We start from the raw sequence: 24,521 nt of genomic DNA, 5'->3' as shown, positions 1-24,521 counted from the left end.
GATGAACGTGCAGACCCGAAGGTTCCTTCTTGCCGGATCGGCCTCGCTGGCCGCTTCCGGCTCTCTTGCGTTCGCGGCGCCGCATCGGCACCGCGCCGCGTCGTCCCATGCCCACGCCCCGGCCGCCGCGTCGGACGATGCGGGGGATGACGGCGACGCCCCGGCCGCGCCGGTCGGGCCGCCCGCGGCCACCCCGATCGGCCCGCTGGACACGACGGCGCGCTGGGCGTGCATCGTCGATTACACGACCGGCGCCGTCCTGCTGGAAAAGGCGGCGGACGAGCGGATGCCGCCGTCCTCGCTGACCAAGATGATGACGGCCTACATCGTGTTCGGCATGCTGAAATCCGGCCGGTTGAAGCTGGACCAGCCCCTGCCGGTCAGCGAGAAGGCCTGGCGGATGCAGGGCTCGAAGATGTTCGTGCCGCTGGGCGAGAGCATCCCGGTGCAGGATCTGATCCAGGGCATGGTCATCCAGTCGGGCAACGACGCCTGCATCGTGCTGGCCGAAGGCGTGTCCGGGTCCGAGGAGCAGTTCGTCGCCCTGATGAACGACCAGGCGGGGCGGCTGGGCCTGACGAATTCCCATTTCGTGAACGTCACCGGCTGGCCCGCCGACAACCACTACATGTCGGCGCGCGACGTGGCGACGCTGGCGGTGCGCCTGATCCGCGACTTCCCCGAATATTACCACTTCTTTTCCGAGAAGGATTATCGCTTCAACAAGATCGCCCAGGGCAATCGCAACGTCCTGGTGGACAAGGGGCTGGCCGACGGGCTGAAGACCGGGCACACTGACGCCGGTGGGTTCGGCCTGTGCGCCAGCGCCGATCGGGGCGGAAACCGCATCGTCCTGGCGCTGAACGGGATGCCCTCCAGCAATGTCCGCGCGCATGAGGGCGAGCGCCTGCTGGAGTGGTCCTTCGCGAATTTCGAGAACGCGGTCCTGTTCCGCCGGGGCGACGTCGTGGAGCATGCCGCGGTCTGGCTGGGCACCGCGCCCACGGTGCCGCTGGTCGCCACGCGGGATATCGTGATGACCCTGCCGCATGGCTGGCGGTCCCGCACCCATGTTGGCGTCGATTACCAGGCGCCGGTGCAGGCCCCGGTCGCGGCCGGGCAGGTGCTGGGCGAACTGGTGATCGCCAACCCCGGCCTGGCCGACATCCGCATGAGTCTGGCCGCCGGCCAGGACGTGGCGCGGCTGGGCCTGTTCGCCCGGGCGTCGACGGTGCTGGGCCAGAAACTGGGCCGGCACTGAAGGCGGTGCCTGGACTGTTCATCACCTTCGAGGGCGGCGAGGGGGCCGGCAAGTCGACGCAGGCGCGGCTTCTGGAGGCGCACCTGCGCGCGGCCGGGCACGATGTCGCGCGCACCCGCGAACCCGGCGGCACGCCGGGGGCCGAGGCGCTGCGCGATTTCCTGCTGTTCGGCGGGCATGACCTGTCCCTGCGGGCCGAAATCATGGTCCATTTCGCCGCGCGGTGCGACCATGTGGACCGCCTGATCCGGCCGGCGCTGGACCGGGGGCAGGTCGTGATCTGCGACCGGTTCGTCGATTCCACCCTGGCTTATCAGGGGTATGGGCTTGGCCAGGGGGACCCGCAGATCCTGGACCTGATCCAGGCGCTGGGGGCGCGAATGGGGGTGGTGCCGGACATGACCTTCGTGCTGGGCCTGCCGCGCACCCGGGCGCTGGCGCGCCTGACCGCGCGGGGCCAGCGTTCCGACCGGTACGAGGCCGCGGACGAGGCCTTCCATGCCCGCGTGGCCGACGGGTTCGACGCCATCGCGCGCGCGGCGCCGGGGCGGTGCCTGCCCATTCCCGCCGACCGGCCGGCGGATGCGGTTGCCCGTGACATCGCGGCGCGTGTCGATGCCTGCCTCGCCTCCCGTTCCGGGCCGGCGTGATCGTGGCGCCCGCGCCGCGCGAAAATGACCGCCTTGTCGGGCACAGGGCGGCACAGGCCGCCTTTCTGGACGCCGTGCGGGCCGGGCGGCTGCATCATGCCTGGCTGGTCACCGGGCCGGAGGGGATCGGCAAGGCGACGTTCGCCTTCTGGATGGCGCGGGTACTGCTGAACGGGGAGGACCCCGGCTCGGCCACCGCGCGGCGCATCGCCGCCGGCAGCCATGCCGACCTGCTGACCATCGCGCGGGGGGTGGACGAAAAGCGGCAGAAGATGCGGGCCGAGATCGTGGCCGACGATGTGCGCCCGATCGGTCAGTTCATGCACCGCACGGCGGCCGAGGACGGCTGGCGCGTGGTGGTGGTGGACGGCGCGGAATACATGAACCGCAGCGCCGCCAACGCCATCCTGAAGATCCTGGAGGAACCGCCGCCGCGCGCGATCCTGATCCTGACGTGCGCGGCGCCGGGGCGGCTGCTGCCGACCATCCGCAGCCGCTGCCGCACCCTGCCGCTGGCCCCGCTGGCGGCGCGGGACATGCACGAGGCCATGGGGTATCTTGCCGGCGACATGCCCGATGCGGACATCGCGCGGATCGTGCCGCTGGCCCAGGGCGCGCCCGGCCGCGCCCTGGCGCTGCTGGCGGGGGACGGCGCGGAACTCGGCGTGCTGGTGGACCGTATCCTGCGCGAACCGGTCGGGGCGGGGGCGATGTACGACATCGCGGAGGCCGTTCTGAAGCGGGAGAATGGTTTTTCGGTCTTCTTCAATCTCCTGTGCGATGCCATATCGGTTCGGACGCGGGATGCGGTGCGCGGACGGACGCCGGCCGGCGCGCCGGCCGACCGCATGGTCGATCTGTGGCGTCGGCTGGTCCATCTGCGGGCCGAGACGGAACGCTTCAATCTGGATAAACATCAGGCCATCCTGACCGGCCTGACACTGGTGAGTGGAATATGACAGGGCGCTATTACGTCACGACACCGATCTATTATGTGAACGGGGCGCCCCATATCGGCCACGCCTATACGTCCGTCGCCGCCGACGTGGTCGCGCGCTTCAAGCGGCTGGCGGGATATGACGTCTTCTTCCTGACCGGCACCGACGAACACGGCCAGAAGGTGGAGCAGGCGGCCCAGGCGGCGGGGCTGGAGCCGATCGCCTTCGCCGACCGCGTCTCGTCCGACTTCCGGGCGATGTACGACGCGATGAACGTCTCGTACGACGATTTCATCCGCACGACCGAACCGCGCCATATCGCCGGCGCCTCGGCCCTGTGGGAAAGGATCGCCGCGAACGGCCATATCTATCTGGGCGCCTACGAAGGCTGGTACGCCCTGCGCGACGAAAGCTTCTATAACGAGGACGAACTGGTCACGCAGCCCGACGGCACCCGCGTCGCGCCGACCGGCGCGCCGGTGGAATGGGTCCGCGAGCCCTCCTATTTCTTCCGCCTGTCGGCCTTCGCCGACAGGCTGCTGGACTTGTATGAAACCCGGCCGGGCTTCATCGAGCCGTCATCGCGCCGCAACGAGGTCGCCAGTTTCGTCCGGCAGGGCCTGCGCGACCTGTCCATCAGCCGCACCAGCTTCCGCTGGGGCATTCCCGTGCCGGGCGACGCCGAGCATGTGATGTATGTCTGGGTCGATGCGCTGGCCAATTACCTGTCGGCCGTGGGCTTCCCCGACACCGCCAGCCCGCGCTGGGGGTACTGGCCGGCGAACCTGCATCTGGTCGGCAAGGATATCGTCCGTTTCCATGCGATCTACTGGCCGGCGCTGCTGATGGCGGCGGGGCTGGAATTGCCCGACTGCGTCTTCTCCCACGGGTGGTGGACCATCGAGGGCGAGAAGATGAGCAAGTCGCTGGGCAATGTCGTCGATCCGCGCGACCTGGTCGGCGAATTCGGCCTGGACCCCGTGCGGTTCTTCCTGATGCGCGAAATGCCCTTCGGCGGCGACAGCGACCTGAACCGCAAGGCCATCATCACCCGGATGAATGTCGAACTGGCCAACGACCTGGGCAATCTGGCGCAGCGCACGCTGTCGCAGGTCGCGCGGAACTGCGGCGGGGTCCTGCCCGAACAGGGCGCGCGGACCGAGGACGACCTGGCCCTGCTGGCGCAGGCCGCCCTGCTGCCGACGGTGATGCATGGGCAGATCGACCGTCGCGCCCTGACCGACGGGCTGGAGGAGGTCTGGCGCGTGGTCCGGGCCTGCAACGCCTATATCGACCGCCAGGCGCCCTGGGCGCTGAAGAAGACCGACCCCGAGCGCATGGCGGTGGTGCTGCGCGTGCTGGTCGATGCGCTGCGGGCCGTCGGCACGATGCTGCAGCCCTACATGCCCGCCAGCATGGACGCGCTGCTGACCCAGGTCGGCGCCGGCGCGGACGAGCGGAGCTTCGCGGCGCTGGAGACGCCCCTGCCGGCCGGGCGCGCGCTGCCTGCGCCCAAGGGCATCTTCCCCCGCTATGTGGAGCCCGAGGCGTGATGACGGGGCTGATCGATTCACACTGCCATCTGGATCATTTCTCCGACGAGGAGATTCCCGACCTGCTGGACCGGGCGAAGCAGGCCGGGGTCGACGGCATGGTGACGATCGGCACCCGCCTGTCGCGGGCGGCCCGGCAGAAGGAGCTGACCCGCTTCGACCGGCCGGACCTGCGGGTGTGGTGCACCGTGGGCACGCACCCCGATCATGTCGAGGAATGCACGATTTCGGACCCCGCCGACATCGTGGCGCTGGCCGACGATCCGCGCGTCGTGGGCATCGGGGAAAGCGGGCTGGACTACTTCCATGGCGCGCCCGAGGTGCGGCCGCTGCAACAGGTGCGTTTTCGCGCCCATATCGCGGCGGCGCGGCGGATGGATCTGCCGCTGGTCATCCATGCCCGCGACGCCGATGCGGACGTCGCCGAAATCCTGCGTGACGAGATCGCGGCCCATGGCCCGTTCCGCTTCCTGCTGCATTGCTTCGCCTCGGGACCCGACCTGGCCCGGACGGGGCTGGACCTGGGCGGATATGTCAGCTTTTCCGGCATCCTGACCTTTCCCCGGTCGGACGCCCTGCGCGATATCGCCTTGTCCATCCCCGAGGATCGCCTGCTGGTCGAGACCGATTCGCCCTATCTTGCCCCGGTGCCGCAGCGGGGAAAGAAGAATGAGCCCGCATTCGTCGCCCATACCGCGCGCAGGCTTGCCGAACTGCGGGGCACGCCGCCCGAGCGGCTGGCGGAGGTGACGACCGCCAATTTCCATCGCCTGTTCAGCCGGGCGTCATAGGCCATGGAACTGATCGTCCTGGGGTGCGGCGGATCCACCGGCGTGCCGGCGATCGGCGGCCCGGGCGGACGCGGCGACTGGGGCGTGTGCGATCCGGCGGAACCGCGCAATCGCCGCACCCGTGCGTCGGTGCTGCTGCGCGGCGATGACGGACGGGGGGTGCTGATCGACACCGGCCCGGACCTGCGCGACCAGTTGCTGGCGCAGGAAATCGACCGGTTCGACGCCATCCTGTACACCCACGCCCATGCCGACCATATCGCGGGCCTCGATGAGGTCCGGGCCGTCAATCGCGTCATCGACCGGCCCCTGCCGGTCTATGGCACGCCGCCCGTCCTGTCGGACCTGGAAACCCGCTTCAACTACGCCTTCCGCCCCTGGTCGCCGCCCGGCTTCTATCGTCCGGTCGTGGTGCCGGAAATCGTCCATGCCGGCCAGACCTGCGAGATTGCCGGTCTGACCCTGTCCTTGTTCGAGCAGATTCACGGCCGAACGCTCTCGCTGGGGGTGCGTTGCGGGTCCCTGGCCTATTCCACGGACGTGGTGGAACTGCCCGAGGAGGCGTTCGCGGCCCTTGAGGGGGTCGAGACCTGGCTGGTGGACTGCTTTCAGCGCGCGGCCGCCCACAGCGCGCATGCCTGGCTGGAGCGAGTGTTGCACTGGCGCGCGCGGCTGCGCCCCCGGCGGGTGATTCTGACCCATATGGGCGGCGACATGGACTGGGCCTGGATGCAGGCCAACCTGCCCGAGGGGGTCGAACCCGCCTTCGATGGCATGCGCGTGACATTCCGGTAATCCGGGCCTGGGCCGGCGAGGCGGGTTTGAAAAAATCCGTTGAAGCTGGGGAAGTGTTTGCGGCCGGTGCGCGATTTAGGTTGAATCGCGACAGTCTGCGGCGATACCCTTTGGACAAGACGACCCTGAAGGTCCGGTGCCCCGCCGCTTCACGATACAGCGATGCCGTTGAAGCGCCTGGGCCATGGACCGCGGCGTGCCCGCCCATCTGAAAGGGCCATCTGAAAAAGGGGACGAGCATTGGATGGTAGAAATACGCGAACGCTAGCCTGACGTTTCTCCCCGGACGGGGAACGGTCTCCGCCCGGGAAATCTTGTCCATGATGCATGGTCGCCCAGGGTTCATGACGGATCCCGGCGACGGATCGGAGACATCTGTCGATGGCTTCTTCTGATATCAACGTGTTTTCCCTGGCTACCGCGATGCGGGACGGGCGTCGCGAAGTTGAGATGAGCCTGTCCGACTATCTCGAATCCTGCCGGACGGACCCGTCGTGCTACGCGACGGCGGCAGAACGCATGCTCAAGGCGATCGGCGAGCCGCGCAACGTCGATACCTCCCGCGATCCCCGCCTGTCGCGCATCTTCATGAACCGCACGCTGCGGATCTATCCGGCGTTCTCGGACTTCTACGGCATGGAGGAAACGATCGAGCAGATCGTCGGCTTCTTCCGTCATGCCGCCCAGGGGCTGGAGGAGCGCAAGCAGATCCTCTACCTGCTCGGCCCTGTCGGCGGCGGCAAATCGTCGCTGGGCGAACGGCTGAAGGCCCTGATGGAAAAGGAGCCGATCTATGTCCTGAAGGCCGGGCGGCATGTCAGTCCGGTGTTCGAAAGCCCGCTGGGGCTGTTCGACCCGGATCGCATGGCCGACGCGCTGGAAGGGCGCTACGGCATTCCCCGTCGCCTGCTGACCGGCATCGCAAGCCCCTGGGCGCTGAAACGGCTGGAGGAATTCGACGGCGACCTGTCGCGCTTCACGGTGGTCAAGATCCATCCCTCACGCCTGCGGCAGATCGCGATCGCCAAGACCGAACCGGGCGACGACAACAACCAGGATGTCTCGGCGCTGGTCGGCAAGGTCGATATCCGGCAACTGGAACATTACAGCCAGAACGATTCCGATGCCTACAGCTTCTCAGGCGGGCTGAACCGCGCGAACCAGGGGCTTCTGGAATTCGTCGAGATGTTCAAGGCGCCGATCAAGATGCTGCATCCGCTGCTGACGGCGACGCAGGAAGGCAATTACGTGGGCACCGAGAATATCGGCGCCATTCCGTTTACCGGCGTCATCCTGGCCCATTCCAACGAGGCCGAGTGGCAGACCTTCCGCAACAACCGCACCAACGAGGCCTTCCTTGACCGCGTGTGCGTCATCAAGGTGCCGTACTGCCTCCGCGTGACCGAGGAGACCAAGATCTACGAGAAGCTGGTCCAGTCCTCCAGCCTGGCGGCGGCGCCCTGCGCGCCCAACACGCTGGAAATGCTGGCGCGCTTCGCGGTCCTGTCGCGGCTGAAGCCGCATCCGAACTCGACGCAGTTCGCCAAGATGCGGGTCTATGACGGCGAAAACATCCGCGAGACCGACCCCAAGGCGCGGACCATGCAGGAATATCGCGACGCCGCCGGTGTGGACGAGGGGATGGAAGGCATTTCCACCCGCTTTGCCTACAAGGTGCTGTCCGCGACCTTCAATCACGATTCGAACGAGATTTCGGCCGATCCCGTGCATCTGATGTATGTGCTGGAACATGCGATCCGGCGCGAGCAGTTCCCGCCCGAGGTCGAGGCCACCTATCTCGCGACCCTGAAATCCGAGCTCGCGGGGCGCTATGCCGAATATCTGGGGCACGAGATCCAGAAGGCCTATCTGGAGAGCTACAACGACTACGGCCAGAACCTGTTCGATCGTTATCTGGACTACGCCGACGCCTGGATCGAGGACCAGGATTTCAAGGACCCCGACACCGGCCAGATGCTGAACCGGGAGCTGCTGAATGCCGAACTGACCAAGATCGAGAAACCGGCCGGGATCGCCAATCCCAAGGATTTCCGCAACGAGGTCGTGAAGTTCTCGCTGCGCGCCCGAGCCAGCAATGGCGGGCGAAATCCGTCCTGGACGTCGTACGAGAAGATCCGCGACGTCATCGAGAAGCGGATGTTCAGCCAGGTGGAGGACCTGCTGCCGGTCATCAGCTTCGGGTCGAAGAAGGATGGCGAAACCGAACGCAAGCACGACGAGTTCGTCGAGCGGATGGCATCGCGCGGATACACGGAACGACAGGTCCGCAGGCTCGTTGAATGGTACATGCGGGTGAAGCAGTCCGCCTGAAACGGGAATGGTGTCGCCCAGTGGATATTATCGACAGACGTCCCAATCCCCATGGGAAGAATATCGAGAACCGGCGCCGCGTGCTCGAAAGGGCGCGTGGCGCGGTGCAGAAGGCGGTTCGCGATTCGGTCGCGCGGGGCAAGATCAGGGAAATCGGGCAGGGCAATGCCGTTTCCGTGCCGTCCGACGCGCTGCATGAACCCACATTCCATCGCGTCTTCACCGAGGGCACGCGCGAGATCGTCCTGACCGGCAATCGCGAATTCTCGCGCGGCGACCGGTTGCAGCGTCCGCCCGCGGCGGGCGGGCCGGGCAATGGTGGCGGGCCGGGGCAGGGGGGCGAGAAAGGGGGCGCCGAGGATTCGTTCCGCTTCGTGCTCAGCCGGGACGAATTCCTGGACCTGTTCTTCGACGACCTGGAACTGCCGGACCTGATTAAGCGCGAGATCTCGACGACCGAGAACAGCGTGCCCAGCCGCAGCGGCCTGAGCAACGAGGGGGCGCCGTCGCATCTCGACCTGGGCCGGACGATGCGCCGGTCGATCGCGCGGCGGATCGGGCTGGGCCGCCCGAAACCCGACGACCTGCGTGAAATCGACGAGCGGATCGCCGAACTCGAGGCCCGGCGGCCCCTCGATGCCGAGGAGATCGAGGAACTGGAACGCCAGCGCGAGCGGCGGTCGATGATCCGCCAGCGCATGGCGCGCATCCCGTGGGTCGATCCGGTCGATCTGCGCTTCCGCCGCTATACGATGACGCCCCAGCCATCGACCCGCGCCGTCATGTTCTGCATCATGGATGTCTCGGGCTCGATGACCGAGCGGATGAAGGATCTGGCGAAGCAGTTCTTCCTGCTGCTGCACGTCTTTCTGGAACGGCGCTACAAGAAGGTCGACATCGTCTTCATCCGTCACGCCGAAAGCGCCGAGGAGGTGGACGAGGAGACGTTCTTCCACGATCCGCGCACCGGCGGCACCATCGTGTCGTCCGCGCTGGAGCTGATGCGCGGCATCCAGCGCGAACGCTATCCGTCGGGGGGCTGGAACATCTATGTCGCGCAGGCGTCGGACGGCGACAACGCATCGTCGGACACCCAGCGGACGGCGTCGCTGCTGCAGGACGACATCCTGCCGGTGGTCCAGTACTACGCCTATATCGAGGTCTCGGGATCCGGCGCGGTCATTCGCGGGGAAACCGACCTGTGGCGCAGCTATCGGACGATTGCCGAGCAGAACGGCCATCTTGCGATCCGCCAGGTCGGCGACCGCAAGGAGATCTTCCCCGTGTTCCGCGATCTGTTTTCCCGCCAGCATGACCATGCGGAGGCCTGATGGACCAGATTGTTCCGGGTGGGGCGTCCGCGACGCCGGGCGGCCTGCTCTATTCCGGCAATGACTGGAATTTCCAGATCATCCGGAACTGCTACGACGCGATCCAGGAGATCGCGGACAAGGAACTCGGCCTGGAGATCTATGCCAACCGGATCGAGATCATCACGTCCGAGCAGATGCTCGACGTCTACACCTCGCACGGCATGCCGCTGGGCTACAAGCACTGGTCGTTCGGCAAGCGCTTCATCGGGCATGAAAGCGCCTATCGGCGTGGACTGATGGGGCTGGCGTACGAGGTCGTCATCAATTCCGACCCCTGCATCAGCTATCTGATGGAGGAAAATTCCGCGACGATGCAGGCGCTGGTCATCGCGCACGCGGCGTTCGGCCATAACCATTTTTTCCGCAACAACCGGCTGTTCCGGGAATGGACCGACCCGTCGCAGATCCTGGACTATCTGGAATTCGCCCGGGGCTTCATCGCGCGGTGCGAGGAGCGGCATGGGCAGCGGGCGGTGGAACGCATCCTCGATGCCGCACATGCCCTGCAGAACCAGGGGGTCCATCGTCATTCCGGCGCACGCAAGCTGGACCTCAAGGCCGAGCAGCAGCGCGCGCGCGAGCGCCGCGAATATGAAGACAGCATGTTCAACGACCTGTGGCGGACCCTGCCGTCGGACCTGCCGGGCGAGAAGGACGGCCCGCAGGATTCCGCGACCCGGCGGCGGCTGGGGCTGCCCGAGGAAAACCTGCTCTATTTCCTGGAAAAGAATGCCCCGCGCCTGGCGCCGTGGGAGCGGGAGATCATTCGCATCGTCCGGATGGTCGCGCAGTATTTCTACCCGCAACCCCAGGTCAAGATGATGAACGAGGGCTGCGCCACATGGGTTCATGCCTACATCATGCGCCGCCTGCACGAACTTGGACGGATCGACGACGCCGCGTATCTGGAAGTCATCCATTCCACGTCGAACGTCATCAACCAGCCCGGATTCGAGGCGGGCGGCGGGCCGTCCTTCAACCCCTACGCACTGGGCTACGCGATGATGACCGACATCGCCCGGATCTGCGTGGATCCTTCGGATGAGGACCGGCGCTGGTTTCCCGACATTGCCGGCAATGGCGATCCGGTCGGCACCCTGCGGCACGCCTGGGCCGAGTATCGGGACGAGAGCTTCATCCAGCAGTTCCTGTCGCCCAAGGTGATCCGGGACTTTCGCATGTTCCGGCTGCGTGACGACACCACCCAGCCCTATCTGCTGGTCGACGCCATCCATGACGAGGCCGGCTATCGCGATATCCGTCGCAGCGTGGCCCTGACCTATGATCCGGGGACATTCTATACCGAGATCGAGATCGTCGATGTCGATCTGCTGGGCGACCGGACCCTGGTTCTGGAACATCGCAGCCGAAAAGGGCAGACGCTGCAACCGGGCGATGCCCGACAGACATTGGATTATCTCGTAACATTATGGGGTTATGGGGTTGTCTTGAAGGAAATTGACAGCCAGACCGGCGAGGTCATCACCACGCACGCGGTCAACCCACCCGGCTAGGGCAGATTGCGTGCAGGCTGCATCCGGCGATGATATCGCTGAATGAAGATAATTTTATAATCAGCGCTCAAAGGCCCTTTTCCGATATCGGAGAACTGGGAATTCCCCCTCTGGTCCCATGGGACCGAGGGGTGGCGTGGGCTGGTCATGTCCCGGAAAAATTTGTATCGAAAGATTATTGAATCCGGCCAATGCGGGGCGGGTCGACGTCCCGCGTGTGACGCTGCCACGCCGGACGATTGATGGTTGCTGGAGCGAAAGATAAGGTAACAGGATGAATATATTATCCTATCCTGGGGTCGGGCGGGCTTATGGCGGTTGAACGACGTCGTAGCATGACCCGTAATCTGGCCGCTCCGCTGACGCTTCTGGGCGCCCTGTCTGTCCTTGTCGCCGGCCCGGCCGGTGCGGCGGATCCTATCCTGCAGACCGAGGAAAGCGACATCGTGAAGCTTCCGCCTGCTGGTCCGCATCGGATCCTGGTGGAAGACGCCGTGTACCGTCACAACAAGGACGGGCGCGTCTATGTGGTCGATACCGACAGCGGTAAGCTGCTGGGTATGGTCCAGGCCTCGTACAACGCCAATGTCGCCGCCGATCCGGCCGGCCGGGCGTTCTATGTCGCCGAGACGACGTGGGAACGTGGAAATCGCGGCAAGCGGCATGACATGCTGGCGGCCTACGATCCCCAGACGCTCGAACCGACGATGGACATCGACCTGCCGAGTCGTGCCCTGGTGACGCCCAAGAAGCCCGACCTGGCGGTCGGCGCCGACGGGCATTACGTCTATGTCTACGACACCAGCCCGACCAATTCGGTCCATGTCGTGGACACGGCGAAGAAGGCGGTGGTGCAGACCGTCGATGTTCCGGGCTGCGCGCTGGTCTATCCGTGGGGGGTGTCGGGTTTTTCGTCGATCTGCGGCGATGGTTCGCTGGCCAATGTCAGCCTCGACGCGTCGGCCAAGCCCACCGTCACCCATTCCGCGCCGTTCTTCGTGCCTGATCGGGACCCCGTCTTCGAGCACAGCCCGGACGTCGCGGCCAGTGGACATGTCTGGTTCGTGTCCTTCAGCGGCCTTGTCTACGACACGGTCCTGGGTTCGGACGCCCGGATCGGCAAGCCCTGGTCCCTTCAGGAAGCCGCGGGCCTTAAGCCCGCGTCCGACGCCCGTGCGCCGTTCGACGTCACCTGGCGTCCGGGCGGCTGGCAACTGGCGGCCGTGCGGGCACGGGATTCGCACCTGTTCATCCTGATGCATAACGGCACGTTCTGGACGCACAAGGATCCGGGGACCGAGTTGTGGGAGGTCGACCTGACGACCCGCAAGCTGGTGCGCCGCATTCATCTGGCCGCCCCCAGCACCATGGTCGGCGTCACCCAGGACGCGGCGTCGCGTATTTTCGTGACCGACGAGGCCGGTGATCTGAACGTCCTGGACGGCGCCACCGGCAAGATGGTGCGGCCGATCAGGAAACTGGGCGAATCGCTTATCTTCACGGTCGCGGCGGGGGAATGATGGCGATGACACGAAACATGACCGGCCGCCCGTCCCATGCGACGGGCGCCGAAGCCACGCCTGAGCCCGGACGTGGTACGACCGGCGGACACGATGGTCTCGACCGCATGGCCGAGCGGCTGACCCGCCGTCTGGCCGGACGGTCGTCGCGCCGCAGCGCGCTGGCGCGGCTGGGGGCGTGGGCGGCCGCGATCCCGGCTTTCCCGGTGCTGCCGGTCTGGCGCGGCGATGCCCGCGCGGCCACCCCCACGACCCGCGCCCCGTCGCCCTTTTCCGCCAAGGCCCAGGTGAAGGACGACACCAAGTGCGATTACTGGCGGTATTGCGCGATTGACGGCAATCTGTGCACCACGTGCGGCGGCGGGGTTCATAGCTGCCCGCCGGGTACCCGGCCGTCGCCGACATCGTGGATCGGCACATGCTTCAACCCGCAGGACCGCCGCGCGTACCTGATCGCCTATCGCGACTGCTGTGGACAGGATGCCTGCAACGAGCAGACCTGCCTGGGCATGGATGGGGATCTGCCGACCTACCGTCCGCAGGCCAATAACGACATCATCTGGTGTTTCGGAACGGGCTCGCTTCTCTATAATTGTTCGACAGCCGTAATCGTAGGAACCGCCGAATGAAGAAGATCCTGACCCTGGCCCTGTGTCTGGCCGGGGCGACGCCCGCCTTTGCCGCCCCTGACGGAATGGCCCTCTATGGCGCCAATTGCGGCATCTGCCACCAGGGCGGCGGCGTGGGCGCGCCGGGGCAATTCCCGCCGCTGGCCAACCGCATCGACAAGATCGCGTCGACCCCGGAAGGCAAGAAATATGCGACCCAGGTGCTGATTAACGGCCTGGCCGGGTCGATCCAGGCTGCCGGCGCGACCTATGTCGGCTTCATGCCCAGCTTCAAGAGCCTGCCCGACGATCAGATCGCGGCGATCCTGACCTATCTGTCGTCGCTGGGTTCGACCAAGCCGGCTCCGACCTTCACGGCGGCCGACCTGGCGGCGTCCCGTGCGGCGCCGATGCCATCGTCGGCCGTGGCCGCCGCCAGGAAGGCGCTGAATGCGGCACATCCGCTTCCCTAAGGTCGCGTGGGTCGCGGGGCCGGCCGTCGTTCTTCTGGCGCTGGCCGGCCTCCTTGCACCGCCGCGGCAGGCGCGCGCCCTGGACGGAACGCGCACGACCTATCTGGTCAAATGCGGCGGATGCCACGGGATCGAGGGTCTGTCCGGGCAGACCTACATCCCGGTGCTGCGCGACCGCGTCGGCAGCCTGACCTGCACGCCGGAAGGCCGGTCCTATCTGGTCCAGGTGCCGGGCGTGTCGATGTCGCTGATCCGCGACGACGCGGAAATGGCGCGGGTGCTGAACTTCGTCGTGTTCGACCTCGGCGGGTCAAGCACGCCGAAGGGCACCCGTCCGTACACGGCCGAGGAAGTTCACGCCCTGCGCGGCCATCCGTTGCGGGCGACCGACCTGCCGGAATTGCGGGCGGGTGTCTGGGGCCGGGCGGTTACGGCCTGCGCCGCGCAGGCGGGTCACACGGCCGGCGCCTACTGAACGGGGGCGCGGTCGTAAGGGAAGGGCGGGCTCCGCCCGAACCCGGCAAGGGCCTCGGCCCTTGCATCCCATTCGTTTAGTCCTGATCGGGGGCGGGGTCTCAGGCTCTGACCCGCAGGCGCGACGCCAGGTCGGTGATCGCCAGGCGGAATGCCTCGTAGAAATCGTCATGCACGGCGATGCCGCCGCCCGACAGGCGGATGAAGCCTTCGACCATGCCATTTTGCAGCATGCCGTCGGAATGGGCCAGGATACCGTCGCAATCCTCGACCGCGCCCGACCCGACCGGCGCGTCGTGCGTGGTGCGCGGGCGCAGATCGTCCCCCCATGCCGCGCGGCAATAGGCCCGGACCTTTTCGGGATACAGCCGTCCGTCCGTCGTGTAGCCGGCCAGGGGCTTGCCCTGCGCCATCATGTATCCGATTTCCACCGCCGTGCCGGGGTCCATGTCGGCGGACCGCCGGAACGGGTCGATGCAGAAGATTCCGCCGTCACAGCGATCCATCAGATCGCGGTCGGCCCTGACGATCTTCAGCGTGGTCTCCAGCCCCTGGGGCAGGGCCTCGATCCCGGCCTGGCCGTCGAACGGGGCCAGGCCCGTGACGCCGGCCGCATCGCACAGGGCGCGCAGGTGATCGAAGATCGCGATCGCGCCGGGCCGAAACACCAGGTCGCCCGCCAGATAGACCGTTCCGCGCGTCGTCATGTTCACTCACCCTCTGTCGCAGGAAGGGACCGGATAGGCCATCGACGGCCCCGGACCCAGGTTTTTCAGTGGCGCGCGTCTTTTTCTTGCCACGGTCCGATTCGCATCTTATGTGGAAGCGCCAACGGTCGGGTACCCGAGGCACAGGGACCCCTGCAATGGTTGAAGAGGGTCCAGTAGCATGTCTTCATTCAATAATCCGGCGTCCACCGCGCGCGTTGACGATCGCATCCGCGAGGCCCTGGCCTTCGACGACGTTCTGGTCGTTCCGGCCCAGTCCAGCGTCCTGCCCGGCCAGACCTCGACCAGGACGCGCCTGACCCGCCGGATCGAACTGAATATCCCGCTGATTTCCTCGGCCATGGACACGGTGACCGAAGACCAGATGGCCATCGCCATGGCGCAGCAGGGCGGCATGGGCGTGATCCACAAGAATCTGACCGTCGAGGAGCAGGCCGAGCACGTGCGACGCGTGAAGCGCTTCGAATCCGGCATGGTCGTCAATCCGGTCACGGTTTCGCCCGACCAGACGCTGGCCGAGGTCAACGCCATCATGTCCCGCCACGGCATCAGCGGCCTGCCGGTCATCGAACGCGAAACCAAGCGGCTGGTGGGCATGCTGACCAACCGCGACGTGCGTTTCGCCACCGACCCCGAGCAGCGCGTCTACGAACTGATGACCCGCGAAAACCTGGTCACCGTGCGTCACGACGTCGGGCGGGACGAGGCCCGGCAACTGCTGCATCGTCACCGGATCGAGAAGCTGCTGGTGGTGGACGACGAGGATCGCTGCATCGGCCTGATTACCGTGAAGGACATGGAAAAGGCGGTCCTGCATCCGCTGGCCAACAAGGACGAGATGGGCCGCCTGCGCTGCGCCGCCGCCACCGGCGTGGGCGAGGACGGGTACCGCCGCGCCCTGGCGCTGATCGAGGCCGGGGTGGATGTCGTGGTCGTCGATACCGCCCACGGCCATTCGTCCGGCGTCCTCGACACTGTCGCCCGGGTCAAGGCGGCGGACGACCGCATCCAGGTGGTCGCCGGCAACGTCGCGACGCCCGAGGCCGCGATCGCCCTGATCGAGGCCGGGGCCGATTGCGTGAAGATCGGCATCGGTCCGGGGTCGATCTGCACCACGCGCGTCGTCGCGGGGGTGGGCGTGCCGCAGTTTTCGGCTGTTCTGGAAACCTCGGCTGCCTGTCATGAACGCGATATTCCCGCCATCGCCGATGGCGGGATCCGGACGTCCGGCGACATCGTCAAGGCGATCGGGGCCGGCGCGGATGTCGTCATGATCGGCTCGCTGCTGGCCGGCACCGAGGAAGCACCGGGCGAGGTGTTCCTGTACGAAGGGCGGTCCTACAAGTCCTATCGCGGCATGGGCAGCCTGGGCGCCATGGCCCGGGGGTCGGCCGACCGGTATTTCCAGCAGGAAATCAAGGAAACCCACAAGATGGTCCCGGAAGGGATCGAGGGGCGCGTGGCCTACAAGGGCGGAATGGACGCCGTGGTGCATCAGTTGGTCGGCGGCCTGCGGGCGGGCATGGGCTATACCGGCTCGGCGACGGTGGCGGACCTGCAGACGCGCGCGCGTTTCCGGCGCATCACCGGTGCGGGCCTGCGCGAAAGCCATGTCCATGACGTGGCGATCACCCGCGAGGCGCCGAATTACCGCCGCGACTGAGCGGGATTGCCGCCGACCCGCCGATATAAGGTCCCGGTTCCGGGACGCTGGACGACAGACAGGACGATCATGACCCCCAGTGCGCGGCTTGCCGCCGCCATCGATCTGCTGACGGCGATGGAGGCCACGCCCCGTCGCCCGGCGGATGCCGTTGCCAATGCCTTCTTCCGCGAACGCCGCTATATCGGCGGGGGCGACCGGCGGGCTGTCTCGACACGGGTGTGGTCCGTGCTGCGCCAGTGGCGACATATCGAATGGTGGCTGGACCGCGCCGGCGTCCCCGCCACGCCGCGCAGCCGCATTATCGCGATGCTGGCCCTGTCCCCCCGACCGGGCGAGGCCCCGCAGGATCTGTTTGCCGGCGACCGCTACGCGGCGGCCCCCCTGTCGGCGGCCGAGCGCGACCTGGCCGCGCGGTTGCGGGGGCAGGACCTGACCCACCCCGACATGCCGCGCGCGGTCGCCCTGGAAGTTCCCGACTGGCTGCTGCCGCGGCTGGAGGCGGTGTTCGGCGACGATCTGGCGCGGGAAATCGAGGCTTTGTCGGGCGAGGCGACGCTGGATCTGCGCGTCAACCTGCTGAAGACCACGCGGGCCGAGGCGCGGCGATCGCTGGCGGCCGACGGCATCATGGCCGAAGACACCGCGCTGTCCCCCTGGGGGCTGCGCGTTCCGGGGCGGCAGCCCGTCACGGCGACGGCGGCGTTCAAGGCCGGGCTGGTGGAAATCCAGGACGAAGGCAGCCAGGTGGTGGTGGCGGCGGCCGATGCCCGGCCGGGCATGCGGGTGCTGGATTACTGCGCGGGCGCCGCGGGCAAGACGCTGGGCATGGCCATGACCATGCAGAACCGGGGTCATATCGTGGCCTGCGACGTCTCCGAGGCCCGGCTGGACGGCGCGGTCCGCAGGCTGCGGCGGGCGGGCGTGCACAATGCCGAACGCCACCTTCTGGTGCCGGGCGACCGCTGGGCCAAGCGGCGTGCAGGCAGTTTCGACCGGGTGCTGGTCGATGCGCCATGCACCGGGACGGGCACGTGGCGCCGAAACCCGGACGCGCGCCTGCGGCTGACGGAACAGGATCTGGCCGAACTGACGGTCAAGCAGGCCGAAATCCTCGATACGGCGGCGACGCTGGTCCGGCCGGGGGGGCGGCTGGTGTATGCGACCTGTTCGATCCTGCGCGAGGAAAATCAGGACCGCATCGAAACCTTCCTGCGGGCGTCGCCGCATTTTCGCCGTGCTGAACCCGACGCGCAGTGCGGCCTGCCGGCGGGACTGGCGCAACAGGGCATGATCGCGCTGTCGCCCTTGCGCGACAGGACCGACGGGTTCTTCGCCGCGATCCTGGAACGGGCGGCCTGACGGTCGCTTTCCCCGGCGTTTTTTCTGGTTAACGGACTGGTTTCGCCCGATTATCGGTTTTGCCATCGTCATAGTATGATGGGGTTGCCCGATCTGTCGGGCCAACAGTCCGGGAAACGGGGAATGCAGGAAAATCTGGCCATCGGGATCTTGTGCGTGCTGGGGGGCGGCATCGGCGCCCAATGGGTGGCCTGGCGTTTCCGGCTACCGGCCATCGTCCTGCTGTTCGGGTTGGGCCTGATCTACGGTCCGGGTCTCGGCCTTCTGCATCCGTCGGCGGCGATCGGCCGCTATTTCCATCCCATCGTCTCGCTCGCCGTTGCGTTCATCGTGTTCGAGGGCGGGCTGGCGCTGGATTTCCGGCAATGGCGCGCGTCGGGCGAGGGCGTGCTGCGCCTGACGGCGGTGGCCCTGCCGATCAACTGGGTCCTGGGCGCGCTGGCCGCGCATTTCGTCGGCCATATGCATTGGGGGGCGTCGTGGCTGTTCGGCGCGATCATCGTCGTGACCGGCCCCACGGTCGTGCTGCCCCTGCTGCGCCATACCAAGCTGCGGCCGCGCGTGGCGGCGTTCCTGCGCTGGGAAGCCATCCTGAATGATCCCGTGGGGGCCATCCTCGCCACCCTGGTGCTGGAAATCCTGGTGATCCAGGGTAACCGCCATTCCGGCATGTTCATGGTCGAGATCGTGCCGCACCTGCTGTTCAGTACGATGATGGCCATGGGGTTCGGGGTCTTTCCCGCCCTTCTGGTCCGCTTCCTGTCCGCCCGCGATCTGGTGCCGGAAATTCTGCGCATTCCCATCATCCTGACCCTGGCGATGAGCGTCTTTTCGGTCTGCAACTTCATCATGGAAGGTGCGGGGCTGATGGCGGCCACCGTCTTCGGCATGGCGCTGACGAACATGCATGTGACCGGCATGTCCGAATTGCGCCGGATCAAGGAGTCGCTGGGCGTCCTTGTCGTGTCCTGCCTGTTCGTCATGCTGACCGCCGACCTGCATCGCGAGGTGCTGGAACGCCTGTCCCTGCCGATCGTCGCGATGACGCTGACGGTGCTGTTCGTGGTGCGGCCAGTGGGCATCCTGCTTTCGACCATCCGGTCGGACCTGTCATGGCAGGAACGCCTTTTCGTCGGCTGGATCGCGCCGCGCGGCATCGTCGCCGCCGCCGTCGCCGGCGTGGCCGGCCTGCAGTTGCAGGACGCAGGCTATCCCAGCGCCGACCTGGTGACGCCGGGTGTGTTCGCCCTTATCGCCACCACCATGATCCTGCATGGATTTTCGCTTCGTCCCGTGGCGCGGGTCCTGCGCCTGACCCTGTCGGACGAACCCGCCCTGGCGATCGTGGGCGCCAGCGGATGGTCGACCGACCTGGCCGGCGTCGTGCATCGCCTGGGCTGCCCGGTCGTGCTAGTCGATACCTATGCAGGCGCGCTGGCGCCGGCGGCCCGGGCCGGCATCCCGACGCTGAAGGCCGAACTGCTGTCCGACGAAGGTCTGGAAAGCCTGGAGGAACGGCCGGCGGACTATCTGATCGCCGCGACGCCGGATGCGATCTACAACGGGCTGGTCTGCGCGCGCATGGCGCCCGATTTCGGACGGCAGCGCGTGTTCCAGGTCAGTCCGGGGGTGGCGCGCCTGGACCTCTATCGGGGGCTCAGCCGCGATTCGCGCGGCAAGGTGCTGGGCGACCCCGCCTGGAACTTTACCCTGATCGACACGCTGTTCGAGCGTGGATGGCGGTTCAGGAGCCTGCCGTTCGGCAGCGACATGCACGACGATGCGGCGGCCCGGGACGGAAACCGCCTGAACATCATGACAATTCGCAGGGGAACGGCGATATGGATCCGCTCGGTCGAGGACGAAGCCCCGATCGAGCCGATCTCGGGCGATACCATCGTCGCGATGTTGCCGCCCGAGGCCGCGCGTGCATCGTGATCCGGCGATCCGGCCCGTCAGGCCGGCGGCAGGATTTCGATTTCCGTCAGTCCGGCGGCCAGCAGGCGGCGCAGGTCGGTTTCGCGCAGGGCGACGCATCCCTCCGTCGGGCGGCCGTCGGGCGATTGCAGATGCAGGAAAATGGCCGATCCGCGCCCTGGAATCGGCGGGGCGTCGTTATATCCAAGCTCTATCACGATATTGTAAACGTCATCGTCGCGCCACAGCTTCTCATGCCGGGCGGGATGGGGGAGGGTGACGCGCCGGTTGTAATCGGCATGAGAGGGGTCGTCGCACCATCCGTCGTTGGGCGCCAGGGGTTCCACCGGCAGGGCGCAGGCCGGGGCCGCGACACGGTCGGCGCGGTACATGACCCGTCGTAACGGCAGAATTCCGGTCGGCGTGGCGTGATCGCCTTCCTCCTTGATGCGCCGGATGCCCGCGGCCCCGATGATCGCCGGGATTTTCTGATCCATGCAATGCAGTTGTGCATCCGGGCCGGTATTCGATCTCAAAACTGCGCGTATCATGGAGGCCTCCAAACGGGTCGCCTTTTGCTGGGATTCGGGCCTAGACTGGACGGCACCAGTACGGCCATGGGAAGAGGTCGCGTGCGGACGGGTCCGGACGCTGCCGTTTCCGCTTCGGGAATGATATAGGATACCCGGCCCTGCAAACGGGGTTGAGGTCAAAAATAAAGAGGGTTCGATGGCAGGTGCGCGTCCCATTCTGATAGTGGATGACGATCAGACATTACGTCATATGCTCGTCGAACAATTGCAGCTGGAAGGAGAGTTCCTGGCCACCGAGGCGGAATCGGTCGCCGATGCCTGGGACAAGCTGAATGCGCCGGGCGCGCGCTTCGACGCCATCATCCTCGACGTGACGCTGCCCGACGGCGACGGTCGCGATTTCTGTGCCGACCTGCGCCGCCAGGGCAAGCGCATCCCCATCATCATCCTGACGGGTTCGGATGACGAAACCGACGTGGTGCGCGGCCTGGATGCCGGGGCGAACGATTATGTCGCCAAGCCCTTTCGCATTGCCGAACTGCTGGCCCGCCTGCGCGCGCAGATGCGGATCTTCGAGAACAGCGAGGACGCGGTTTTCTCCATCGGGCCGTACGTCTTCCGGCCGTCGGCGAAGCTGCTGCAGGAGCCCACGCGCAACCGCCGGATCCGGCTGACGGAAAAAGAGGCCGCGATCCTGAAATTCCTGTATCGGGCCGGCACCCGGCCTGTGCCGCGCCAGGTCCTGCTGAACGAGGTCTGGGGCTACAATGCCGCCGTGACCACCCATACGCTGGAAACCCACATCTATCGCCTGCGGCAGAAGATCGAGCCCGATCCGACCAATGCGTCGCTGCTGGTGACCGAGGGCGGGGGCTATCGCCTGGACCCGGAAGGCGGATTGCGCGCCGGCTGACGCAGGCTGGGCTCGGGCCGCAGGCCCGGGCGCCATTATTCCCTGGTTGCGGTCAGGGGGCGAAATCGACCACCACGGGCACGTGATCCGATGTGGTCGGCCAATCCCGTGTTTCTCGCAGGACCATCATGTCCTTGAGGGACGGCGTGAGGTCGGGCGTCACCCAGACATGGTCCAGCCGGCGCCCGCGCGTCCATCGGTCGGGATTGCTCTCGGTCCAGTTGCGATTGCGATAGGACCACCACGTATACAATTTCTCGTCCGCGGGCACGAAATGGCGCATGGCGTCGACGAAGCCACAGGCCTGCCAGGCCAGCAGGCGGGTCGTCTCCGCTGGGGTATGGCTGACGATTTTCAGCAGCTGCCTGTGGTTCCAGACATCCTGTTCCAGCGGGGCGATGTTCAGGTCGCCGACCAGGATCGCGCGGCGATTGTCCCGGCCCGTGAACCAGGCATGGGCCTCATCGACGAACGCCAGCTTGTGCGCGAATTTCGGATTGGCCTCCGGGTCGGGGATGTCTCCGCCGGCGGGGACATAGAAATTGTGCAGTTCGATCGGCTGGCCGCCCATGTCGAACGACGCCGCGATGTGGCGGCAGTCGCTGCGGGTGCACCAGTCCGGCGTATCGTCCAGCGGGACCAGCCCGACCCGGGACAGGATCGCGACGCCATTGTAGGATTTCATTCCCCGGTGCTGGATGTGGGCGAAGCCCAGCTTGCGTACCGCATCGGCCGGAAACAGATCGTCGGGCACCTTGGTTTCCTGCAGGCAGACGATATCGGGCTGCAGTTCCGCGCACAGCCGCGCCAGAAGCGGCAACCGCAGGCGGAGCGAATTGATATTCCATGTGACGATACGCATATCGGTGGCATTACCCATCGGGCGAATCCTGGCAAGGGGGATTCGGCGGCGCAGCGCCGGGATTGGAAACCAATCGGTATCGCAATGACGAACAAAACAGGATCGAGTCGCGGGGAAGGGAAAAGGCGATTCGGGCGAATTTTGTCCACCTTTGGGATTGACTTCCTTATTTTCCAAAGGATTGCTCGAATTTCACATGTGACTCCCCGGACGTCTGCAATATAATTATTTAATATCAGTAGGTTATTTGTTGTGCTTCTTTTTTGGGCAATTCAAGCGGGGCGCAGGGAAACCGCCACCCGCACGATTCTGTCAGCGGCTGTTCCACAGACTTATCCACATGATCGGTGGATGAACGGACGGGGCCGCTGATGGACGGCGACATGCCGGTCGTGGCGATGGTCAAGGGGGTCGCGGCCATCCACCAGGCCTTGCAGACGATGCCGCTTTCCCCCGGCGTCTACCGGATGCTCGGCGAGAAGGGAGAGGTCCTGTACGTCGGCAAGGCCCGCATCCTGAAGCGGCGCGTGACATCGTACACCCAGCTTGGAAAATTGCCGGAACGGCTGCGGCGCATGGTGTCGGAAACGGTCACGATGGAAATCGTGACGACCCACACCGAGGCCGAGGCCCTGCTGCTGGAGGCCAACTATATCAAGCGGATGAAGCCCCGCTTCAACATCCTGCTGCGGGACGACAAAAGCTATCCGTGGATCATGATGACGGATGCCGACCTGTTTCCCCAGGTCACGAAACATCGTGGCCGGCCGGCGAAGGGGGCGTCCTACTGGGGGCCGTTCGCCTCGGCGTGGGCGGTGAACCAGACCCTGAACCTGATCCAGAGGGTGTTCCTGCTGCGATCGTGCTCCGATTCCGTCTTTGCCTCGCGCACGCGTCCCTGCCTGCTGTTCCAGATCAAGCGGTGCTCGGCCCCCTGCGTCGAGCGTATCGGCCGGGAGGATTACGCGCATCTGGTCGAACAGGCGCGCGCCTTCCTGTCGGGCCAGCGCACCGGCATTCGCGACGAACTGGTGCGGGAAATGGAAGCGGCGGCCCAGTCCCTGGAATTCGAACGCGCGGCGACCATCCGCGATCGCATCCGTGGCTTTGCGGCCATGCAGGATTCGTCGGTCATCAATCCGGCCTCGCTCGACGACGCGGATGTGGTCGCGATCCGGCAGGCCGCCGGCCATTGCTGCATCCAGGTCTTCTTCATCCGCGGGGGCGGGAACAACGGCAACCGCGCCTTTTTCCCGGCCCACGCCAAGGATGAGGACGCCGCCGACATCCTGACGGCCTTCCTGGCGCAGTTCTACGACGACAAGCCACCGCCGCCGCAGATCCTGCTGAACCACGAGATCGCCGAGAGCGACCTGGTGGCCGACGCGCTGAGCATCCGCCGGGGCCGGAAAGTCGAGATCCTGGTCCCCCGCCGCGGCGAGAAGAAGGCGGTCGTCGACCACGCCGAAACCAACGCGCGCGAGGCATTGGAACGCAAGCTGGCCGAAAGCACGGCGCAGGCGCGCCTTCTGGACGGCATGGCCGAGCTGTTCGGCCTCGATGCCCCGCCGAAGCGGATCGAAATCTACGACAACAGCCATATCATGGGCAGCAATGCCTATGGCGTCATGGTCGTGGCCGGCCCGGATGGGTTCGAGAAGCGCGCCTATCGCAAATTCTCGATCCGGGGCCCTGTTACGCCGGGCGACGATTTCGCGATGATGCGCGAAGTCCTGGAGCGGCGATTCAGCCGTGGCCTGCGCGATCGCCAGGAACAGGCGACCCCCGGGGACTGGCCGGATGTCGTCCTGATCGACGGTGGCGCGGGCCAGTATTCGGCGGTCCGCGCGGTGCTGGACGACCTGGGCGTGACGGACGTGACGCTGGTGGCCATCGCCAAGGGGCCGGACCGCGATGCCGGGCGGGAATGGTTTCATGTCGCGGACCGGCCGCCGTTCCAGCTGCCGCCGCGCGATCCGGTGCTGTACTATCTGCAGCGGTTGCGCGACGAGGCCCACCGCTTCGCCATCACCACCCATCGCGCCGGCCGGTCGAAGGCGCTGGTCAAGTCGGAACTGGACGAGATCCCCGGTGTGGGCGCCGCGCGGAAGCGCGCGCTGCTGAACCAGTTCGGCTCGGCGCGCGGCGTGAAGCAGGCGGGGCTGGCCGAACTGGAGGCCACGTCGGGGATCAACCGGGAAACGGCGCGGATCGTCTATGGTCATTTCCATCCCGGCTGGTCCGGGGAGTGAGCCCTGAGCA

Annotated in this window: 21 protein-coding genes; 18 read left to right on the top strand and 3 right to left on the bottom strand. The window is 66.4% G+C overall.

The genetic code is table 11. The annotated features are described in order from the left end of the window. Position 1 precedes the first annotated feature (1 nt). The 13 genes from HLH21_RS07250 to HLH21_RS07190 all read left to right on the top strand — a co-directional run bounded on the left by HLH21_RS07250 (position 2) and on the right by HLH21_RS07190 (position 14,282). Complete coding sequence (locus HLH21_RS07250) at positions 2-1,261, top strand: D-alanyl-D-alanine carboxypeptidase family protein (RefSeq protein ID WP_182942802.1); 1,260 nt, start codon at positions 2-4, stop codon at positions 1,259-1,261. A gap of 5 nt (positions 1,262-1,266) precedes the next feature. Beyond that, on the top strand, positions 1,267-1,911 hold the full coding sequence (tmk, locus tag HLH21_RS07245; protein ID WP_182942800.1) for a dTMP kinase: 645 nt from the start codon (positions 1,267-1,269) through the stop codon (positions 1,909-1,911). A 2-nt stretch (positions 1,912-1,913) separates the two neighbouring features. Further along, positions 1,914-2,870 carry a DNA polymerase III subunit delta' gene (locus HLH21_RS07240; protein WP_182942995.1) on the top strand — a complete coding sequence of 319 codons (957 nt, stop codon included), beginning with the start codon at positions 1,914-1,916 and terminating at the stop codon, positions 2,868-2,870. Next, entirely contained in the window at positions 2,867-4,402 is a 1,536-nt protein-coding gene (gene metG / locus HLH21_RS07235) for a methionine--tRNA ligase (protein ID WP_182942798.1), read from the top strand. The genes HLH21_RS07240 and metG overlap by 4 nt, the downstream gene beginning before the upstream one ends. Next, positions 4,402-5,193 (top strand): TatD family hydrolase, encoded by a 792-nt coding sequence (locus HLH21_RS07230; RefSeq protein ID WP_182942796.1) that lies wholly within the window; start codon positions 4,402-4,404, stop codon positions 5,191-5,193. The genes metG and HLH21_RS07230 overlap by 1 nt, the downstream gene beginning before the upstream one ends. A 3-nt stretch (positions 5,194-5,196) precedes the next feature. Next, positions 5,197-5,988 carry an MBL fold metallo-hydrolase gene (locus tag HLH21_RS07225; RefSeq protein ID WP_182942794.1) on the top strand — a complete coding sequence of 264 codons (792 nt, stop codon included), beginning with the start codon at positions 5,197-5,199 and terminating at the stop codon, positions 5,986-5,988. A gap of 381 nt (positions 5,989-6,369) precedes the next feature. Further along, on the top strand, positions 6,370-8,319 hold the full coding sequence (locus tag HLH21_RS07220) for a PrkA family serine protein kinase (protein WP_182942792.1): 1,950 nt from the start codon (positions 6,370-6,372) through the stop codon (positions 8,317-8,319). Further along, a complete protein-coding gene (locus HLH21_RS07215; RefSeq protein WP_220789719.1) occupies positions 8,289-9,650 on the top strand; it encodes a YeaH/YhbH family protein in 1,362 nt (453 codons plus the stop codon). Before HLH21_RS07220 ends, HLH21_RS07215 begins: the two co-directional genes overlap by 31 nt. After that, complete coding sequence (locus HLH21_RS07210) at positions 9,650-11,206, top strand: SpoVR family protein (protein WP_182942789.1); 1,557 nt, start codon at positions 9,650-9,652, stop codon at positions 11,204-11,206. The genes HLH21_RS07215 and HLH21_RS07210 overlap by 1 nt, the downstream gene beginning before the upstream one ends. Positions 11,207-11,517: 311 nt before the next feature. Continuing rightward, positions 11,518-12,726, top strand: a complete 1,209-nt coding sequence (locus HLH21_RS07205; protein ID WP_182942787.1) for an amine dehydrogenase large subunit — start codon at positions 11,518-11,520, stop codon at positions 12,724-12,726. Positions 12,727-12,833: 107 nt separating this feature from the next. Continuing rightward, entirely contained in the window at positions 12,834-13,355 is a 522-nt protein-coding gene (locus HLH21_RS07200; protein ID WP_246379390.1) for a methylamine dehydrogenase light chain, read from the top strand. Continuing rightward, positions 13,352-13,807, top strand: coding sequence for a c-type cytochrome (locus HLH21_RS07195; RefSeq protein ID WP_182942785.1), 456 nt, complete (start codon positions 13,352-13,354; stop codon positions 13,805-13,807). The genes HLH21_RS07200 and HLH21_RS07195 overlap by 4 nt, the downstream gene beginning before the upstream one ends. Then, positions 13,785-14,282 carry a cystathionine beta-lyase gene (locus HLH21_RS07190; protein WP_182942783.1) on the top strand — a complete coding sequence of 166 codons (498 nt, stop codon included), beginning with the start codon at positions 13,785-13,787 and terminating at the stop codon, positions 14,280-14,282. Before HLH21_RS07195 ends, HLH21_RS07190 begins: the two co-directional genes overlap by 23 nt. A 100-nt stretch (positions 14,283-14,382) precedes the next feature. Here the strand turns inward: HLH21_RS07190 and HLH21_RS07185 are convergent, their stop codons facing one another. Further along, positions 14,383-14,988: a nucleoside 2-deoxyribosyltransferase gene (locus HLH21_RS07185; RefSeq protein ID WP_182942781.1), complete on the bottom strand. Its 606-nt coding sequence runs from the start codon at positions 14,986-14,988 to the stop codon at positions 14,383-14,385. Between the two features lie 181 nt (positions 14,989-15,169). On the opposite strand from HLH21_RS07185, the gene guaB reads away from it, so the two are divergent. From guaB to HLH21_RS07170, 3 genes are all read left to right on the top strand, one after another. Next, positions 15,170-16,672: an IMP dehydrogenase gene (gene guaB, locus HLH21_RS07180; RefSeq protein WP_182942779.1), complete on the top strand. Its 1,503-nt coding sequence runs from the start codon at positions 15,170-15,172 to the stop codon at positions 16,670-16,672. 69 nt (positions 16,673-16,741) lie between these two features. Continuing rightward, on the top strand, positions 16,742-18,034 hold the full coding sequence (locus tag HLH21_RS07175; protein WP_182942777.1) for an RsmB/NOP family class I SAM-dependent RNA methyltransferase: 1,293 nt from the start codon (positions 16,742-16,744) through the stop codon (positions 18,032-18,034). A 123-nt stretch (positions 18,035-18,157) separates the two neighbouring features. Further along, complete coding sequence (locus tag HLH21_RS07170; RefSeq protein WP_182942775.1) at positions 18,158-19,972, top strand: cation:proton antiporter; 1,815 nt, start codon at positions 18,158-18,160, stop codon at positions 19,970-19,972. A 17-nt stretch (positions 19,973-19,989) separates the two neighbouring features. Here the strand turns inward: HLH21_RS07170 and HLH21_RS07165 are convergent, their stop codons facing one another. Next, positions 19,990-20,448 carry a L,D-transpeptidase family protein gene (locus HLH21_RS07165; RefSeq protein ID WP_246379372.1) on the bottom strand — a complete coding sequence of 153 codons (459 nt, stop codon included), beginning with the start codon at positions 20,446-20,448 and terminating at the stop codon, positions 19,990-19,992. Between the two features lie 232 nt (positions 20,449-20,680). Here HLH21_RS07165 and HLH21_RS07160 point away from each other — a divergent pair, with 232 nt between their 5' ends. After that, positions 20,681-21,397 (top strand): response regulator transcription factor, encoded by a 717-nt coding sequence (locus HLH21_RS07160; protein ID WP_182942772.1) that lies wholly within the window; start codon positions 20,681-20,683, stop codon positions 21,395-21,397. 52 nt (positions 21,398-21,449) lie between these two features. Here the strand turns inward: HLH21_RS07160 and HLH21_RS07155 are convergent, their stop codons facing one another. After that, positions 21,450-22,259, bottom strand: coding sequence for an exodeoxyribonuclease III (locus HLH21_RS07155; protein WP_182942991.1), 810 nt, complete (start codon positions 22,257-22,259; stop codon positions 21,450-21,452). Between the two features lie 371 nt (positions 22,260-22,630). Between HLH21_RS07155 and uvrC the strand changes: the two genes are divergently transcribed. Further along, on the top strand, positions 22,631-24,511 hold the full coding sequence (uvrC, locus tag HLH21_RS07150) for an excinuclease ABC subunit UvrC (RefSeq protein WP_182942770.1): 1,881 nt from the start codon (positions 22,631-22,633) through the stop codon (positions 24,509-24,511). Positions 24,512-24,521: the final 10 nt, after the last annotated feature.

Origin of the sequence: Gluconacetobacter johannae, from assembly GCF_014174305.1 — a bacterium.
Lineage (GTDB): Bacteria > Pseudomonadota > Alphaproteobacteria > Acetobacterales > Acetobacteraceae > Gluconacetobacter > Gluconacetobacter johannae.
The sequence above is the reverse complement of the archived record's forward strand: the minus strand, read 5'-3'. Positions and strand labels throughout refer to the sequence as shown.

What these genes read in the sequence shown, in the direction of transcription:
- HLH21_RS07250 (WP_182942802.1), top strand. Translation starts at nt 2, where the DNA reads ATGAACGTGCAGACCCGAAGGTTCCTTCTTGCCGGATCGGCCTCGCTG.
- metG (WP_182942798.1), top strand. Translation starts at nt 2,867, where the DNA reads ATGACAGGGCGCTATTACGTCACGACACCGATCTATTATGTGAACGGG.
- HLH21_RS07230 (WP_182942796.1), top strand. Translation starts at nt 4,402, where the DNA reads ATGACGGGGCTGATCGATTCACACTGCCATCTGGATCATTTCTCCGAC.
- HLH21_RS07225 (WP_182942794.1), top strand. Translation starts at nt 5,197, where the DNA reads ATGGAACTGATCGTCCTGGGGTGCGGCGGATCCACCGGCGTGCCGGCG.
- HLH21_RS07220 (WP_182942792.1), top strand. Translation starts at nt 6,370, where the DNA reads ATGGCTTCTTCTGATATCAACGTGTTTTCCCTGGCTACCGCGATGCGG.
- HLH21_RS07215 (WP_220789719.1), top strand. Translation starts at nt 8,289, where the DNA reads ATGGTACATGCGGGTGAAGCAGTCCGCCTGAAACGGGAATGGTGTCGC.
- HLH21_RS07210 (WP_182942789.1), top strand. Translation starts at nt 9,650, where the DNA reads ATGGACCAGATTGTTCCGGGTGGGGCGTCCGCGACGCCGGGCGGCCTG.
- HLH21_RS07205 (WP_182942787.1), top strand. Translation starts at nt 11,518, where the DNA reads ATGGCGGTTGAACGACGTCGTAGCATGACCCGTAATCTGGCCGCTCCG.
- HLH21_RS07200 (WP_246379390.1), top strand. Translation starts at nt 12,834, where the DNA reads ATGGCCGAGCGGCTGACCCGCCGTCTGGCCGGACGGTCGTCGCGCCGC.
- HLH21_RS07195 (WP_182942785.1), top strand. Translation starts at nt 13,352, where the DNA reads ATGAAGAAGATCCTGACCCTGGCCCTGTGTCTGGCCGGGGCGACGCCC.
- HLH21_RS07190 (WP_182942783.1), top strand. Translation starts at nt 13,785, where the DNA reads ATGCGGCACATCCGCTTCCCTAAGGTCGCGTGGGTCGCGGGGCCGGCC.
- HLH21_RS07185 (WP_182942781.1), bottom strand. Translation starts at nt 14,988, where the DNA reads ATGACGACGCGCGGAACGGTCTATCTGGCGGGCGACCTGGTGTTTCGG.
- guaB (WP_182942779.1), top strand. Translation starts at nt 15,170, where the DNA reads ATGTCTTCATTCAATAATCCGGCGTCCACCGCGCGCGTTGACGATCGC.
- HLH21_RS07175 (WP_182942777.1), top strand. Translation starts at nt 16,742, where the DNA reads ATGACCCCCAGTGCGCGGCTTGCCGCCGCCATCGATCTGCTGACGGCG.
- HLH21_RS07170 (WP_182942775.1), top strand. Translation starts at nt 18,158, where the DNA reads ATGCAGGAAAATCTGGCCATCGGGATCTTGTGCGTGCTGGGGGGCGGC.
- HLH21_RS07165 (WP_246379372.1), bottom strand. Translation starts at nt 20,448, where the DNA reads ATGGATCAGAAAATCCCGGCGATCATCGGGGCCGCGGGCATCCGGCGC.
- HLH21_RS07160 (WP_182942772.1), top strand. Translation starts at nt 20,681, where the DNA reads ATGGCAGGTGCGCGTCCCATTCTGATAGTGGATGACGATCAGACATTA.
- HLH21_RS07155 (WP_182942991.1), bottom strand. Translation starts at nt 22,259, where the DNA reads ATGCGTATCGTCACATGGAATATCAATTCGCTCCGCCTGCGGTTGCCG.
- uvrC (WP_182942770.1), top strand. Translation starts at nt 22,631, where the DNA reads ATGGACGGCGACATGCCGGTCGTGGCGATGGTCAAGGGGGTCGCGGCC.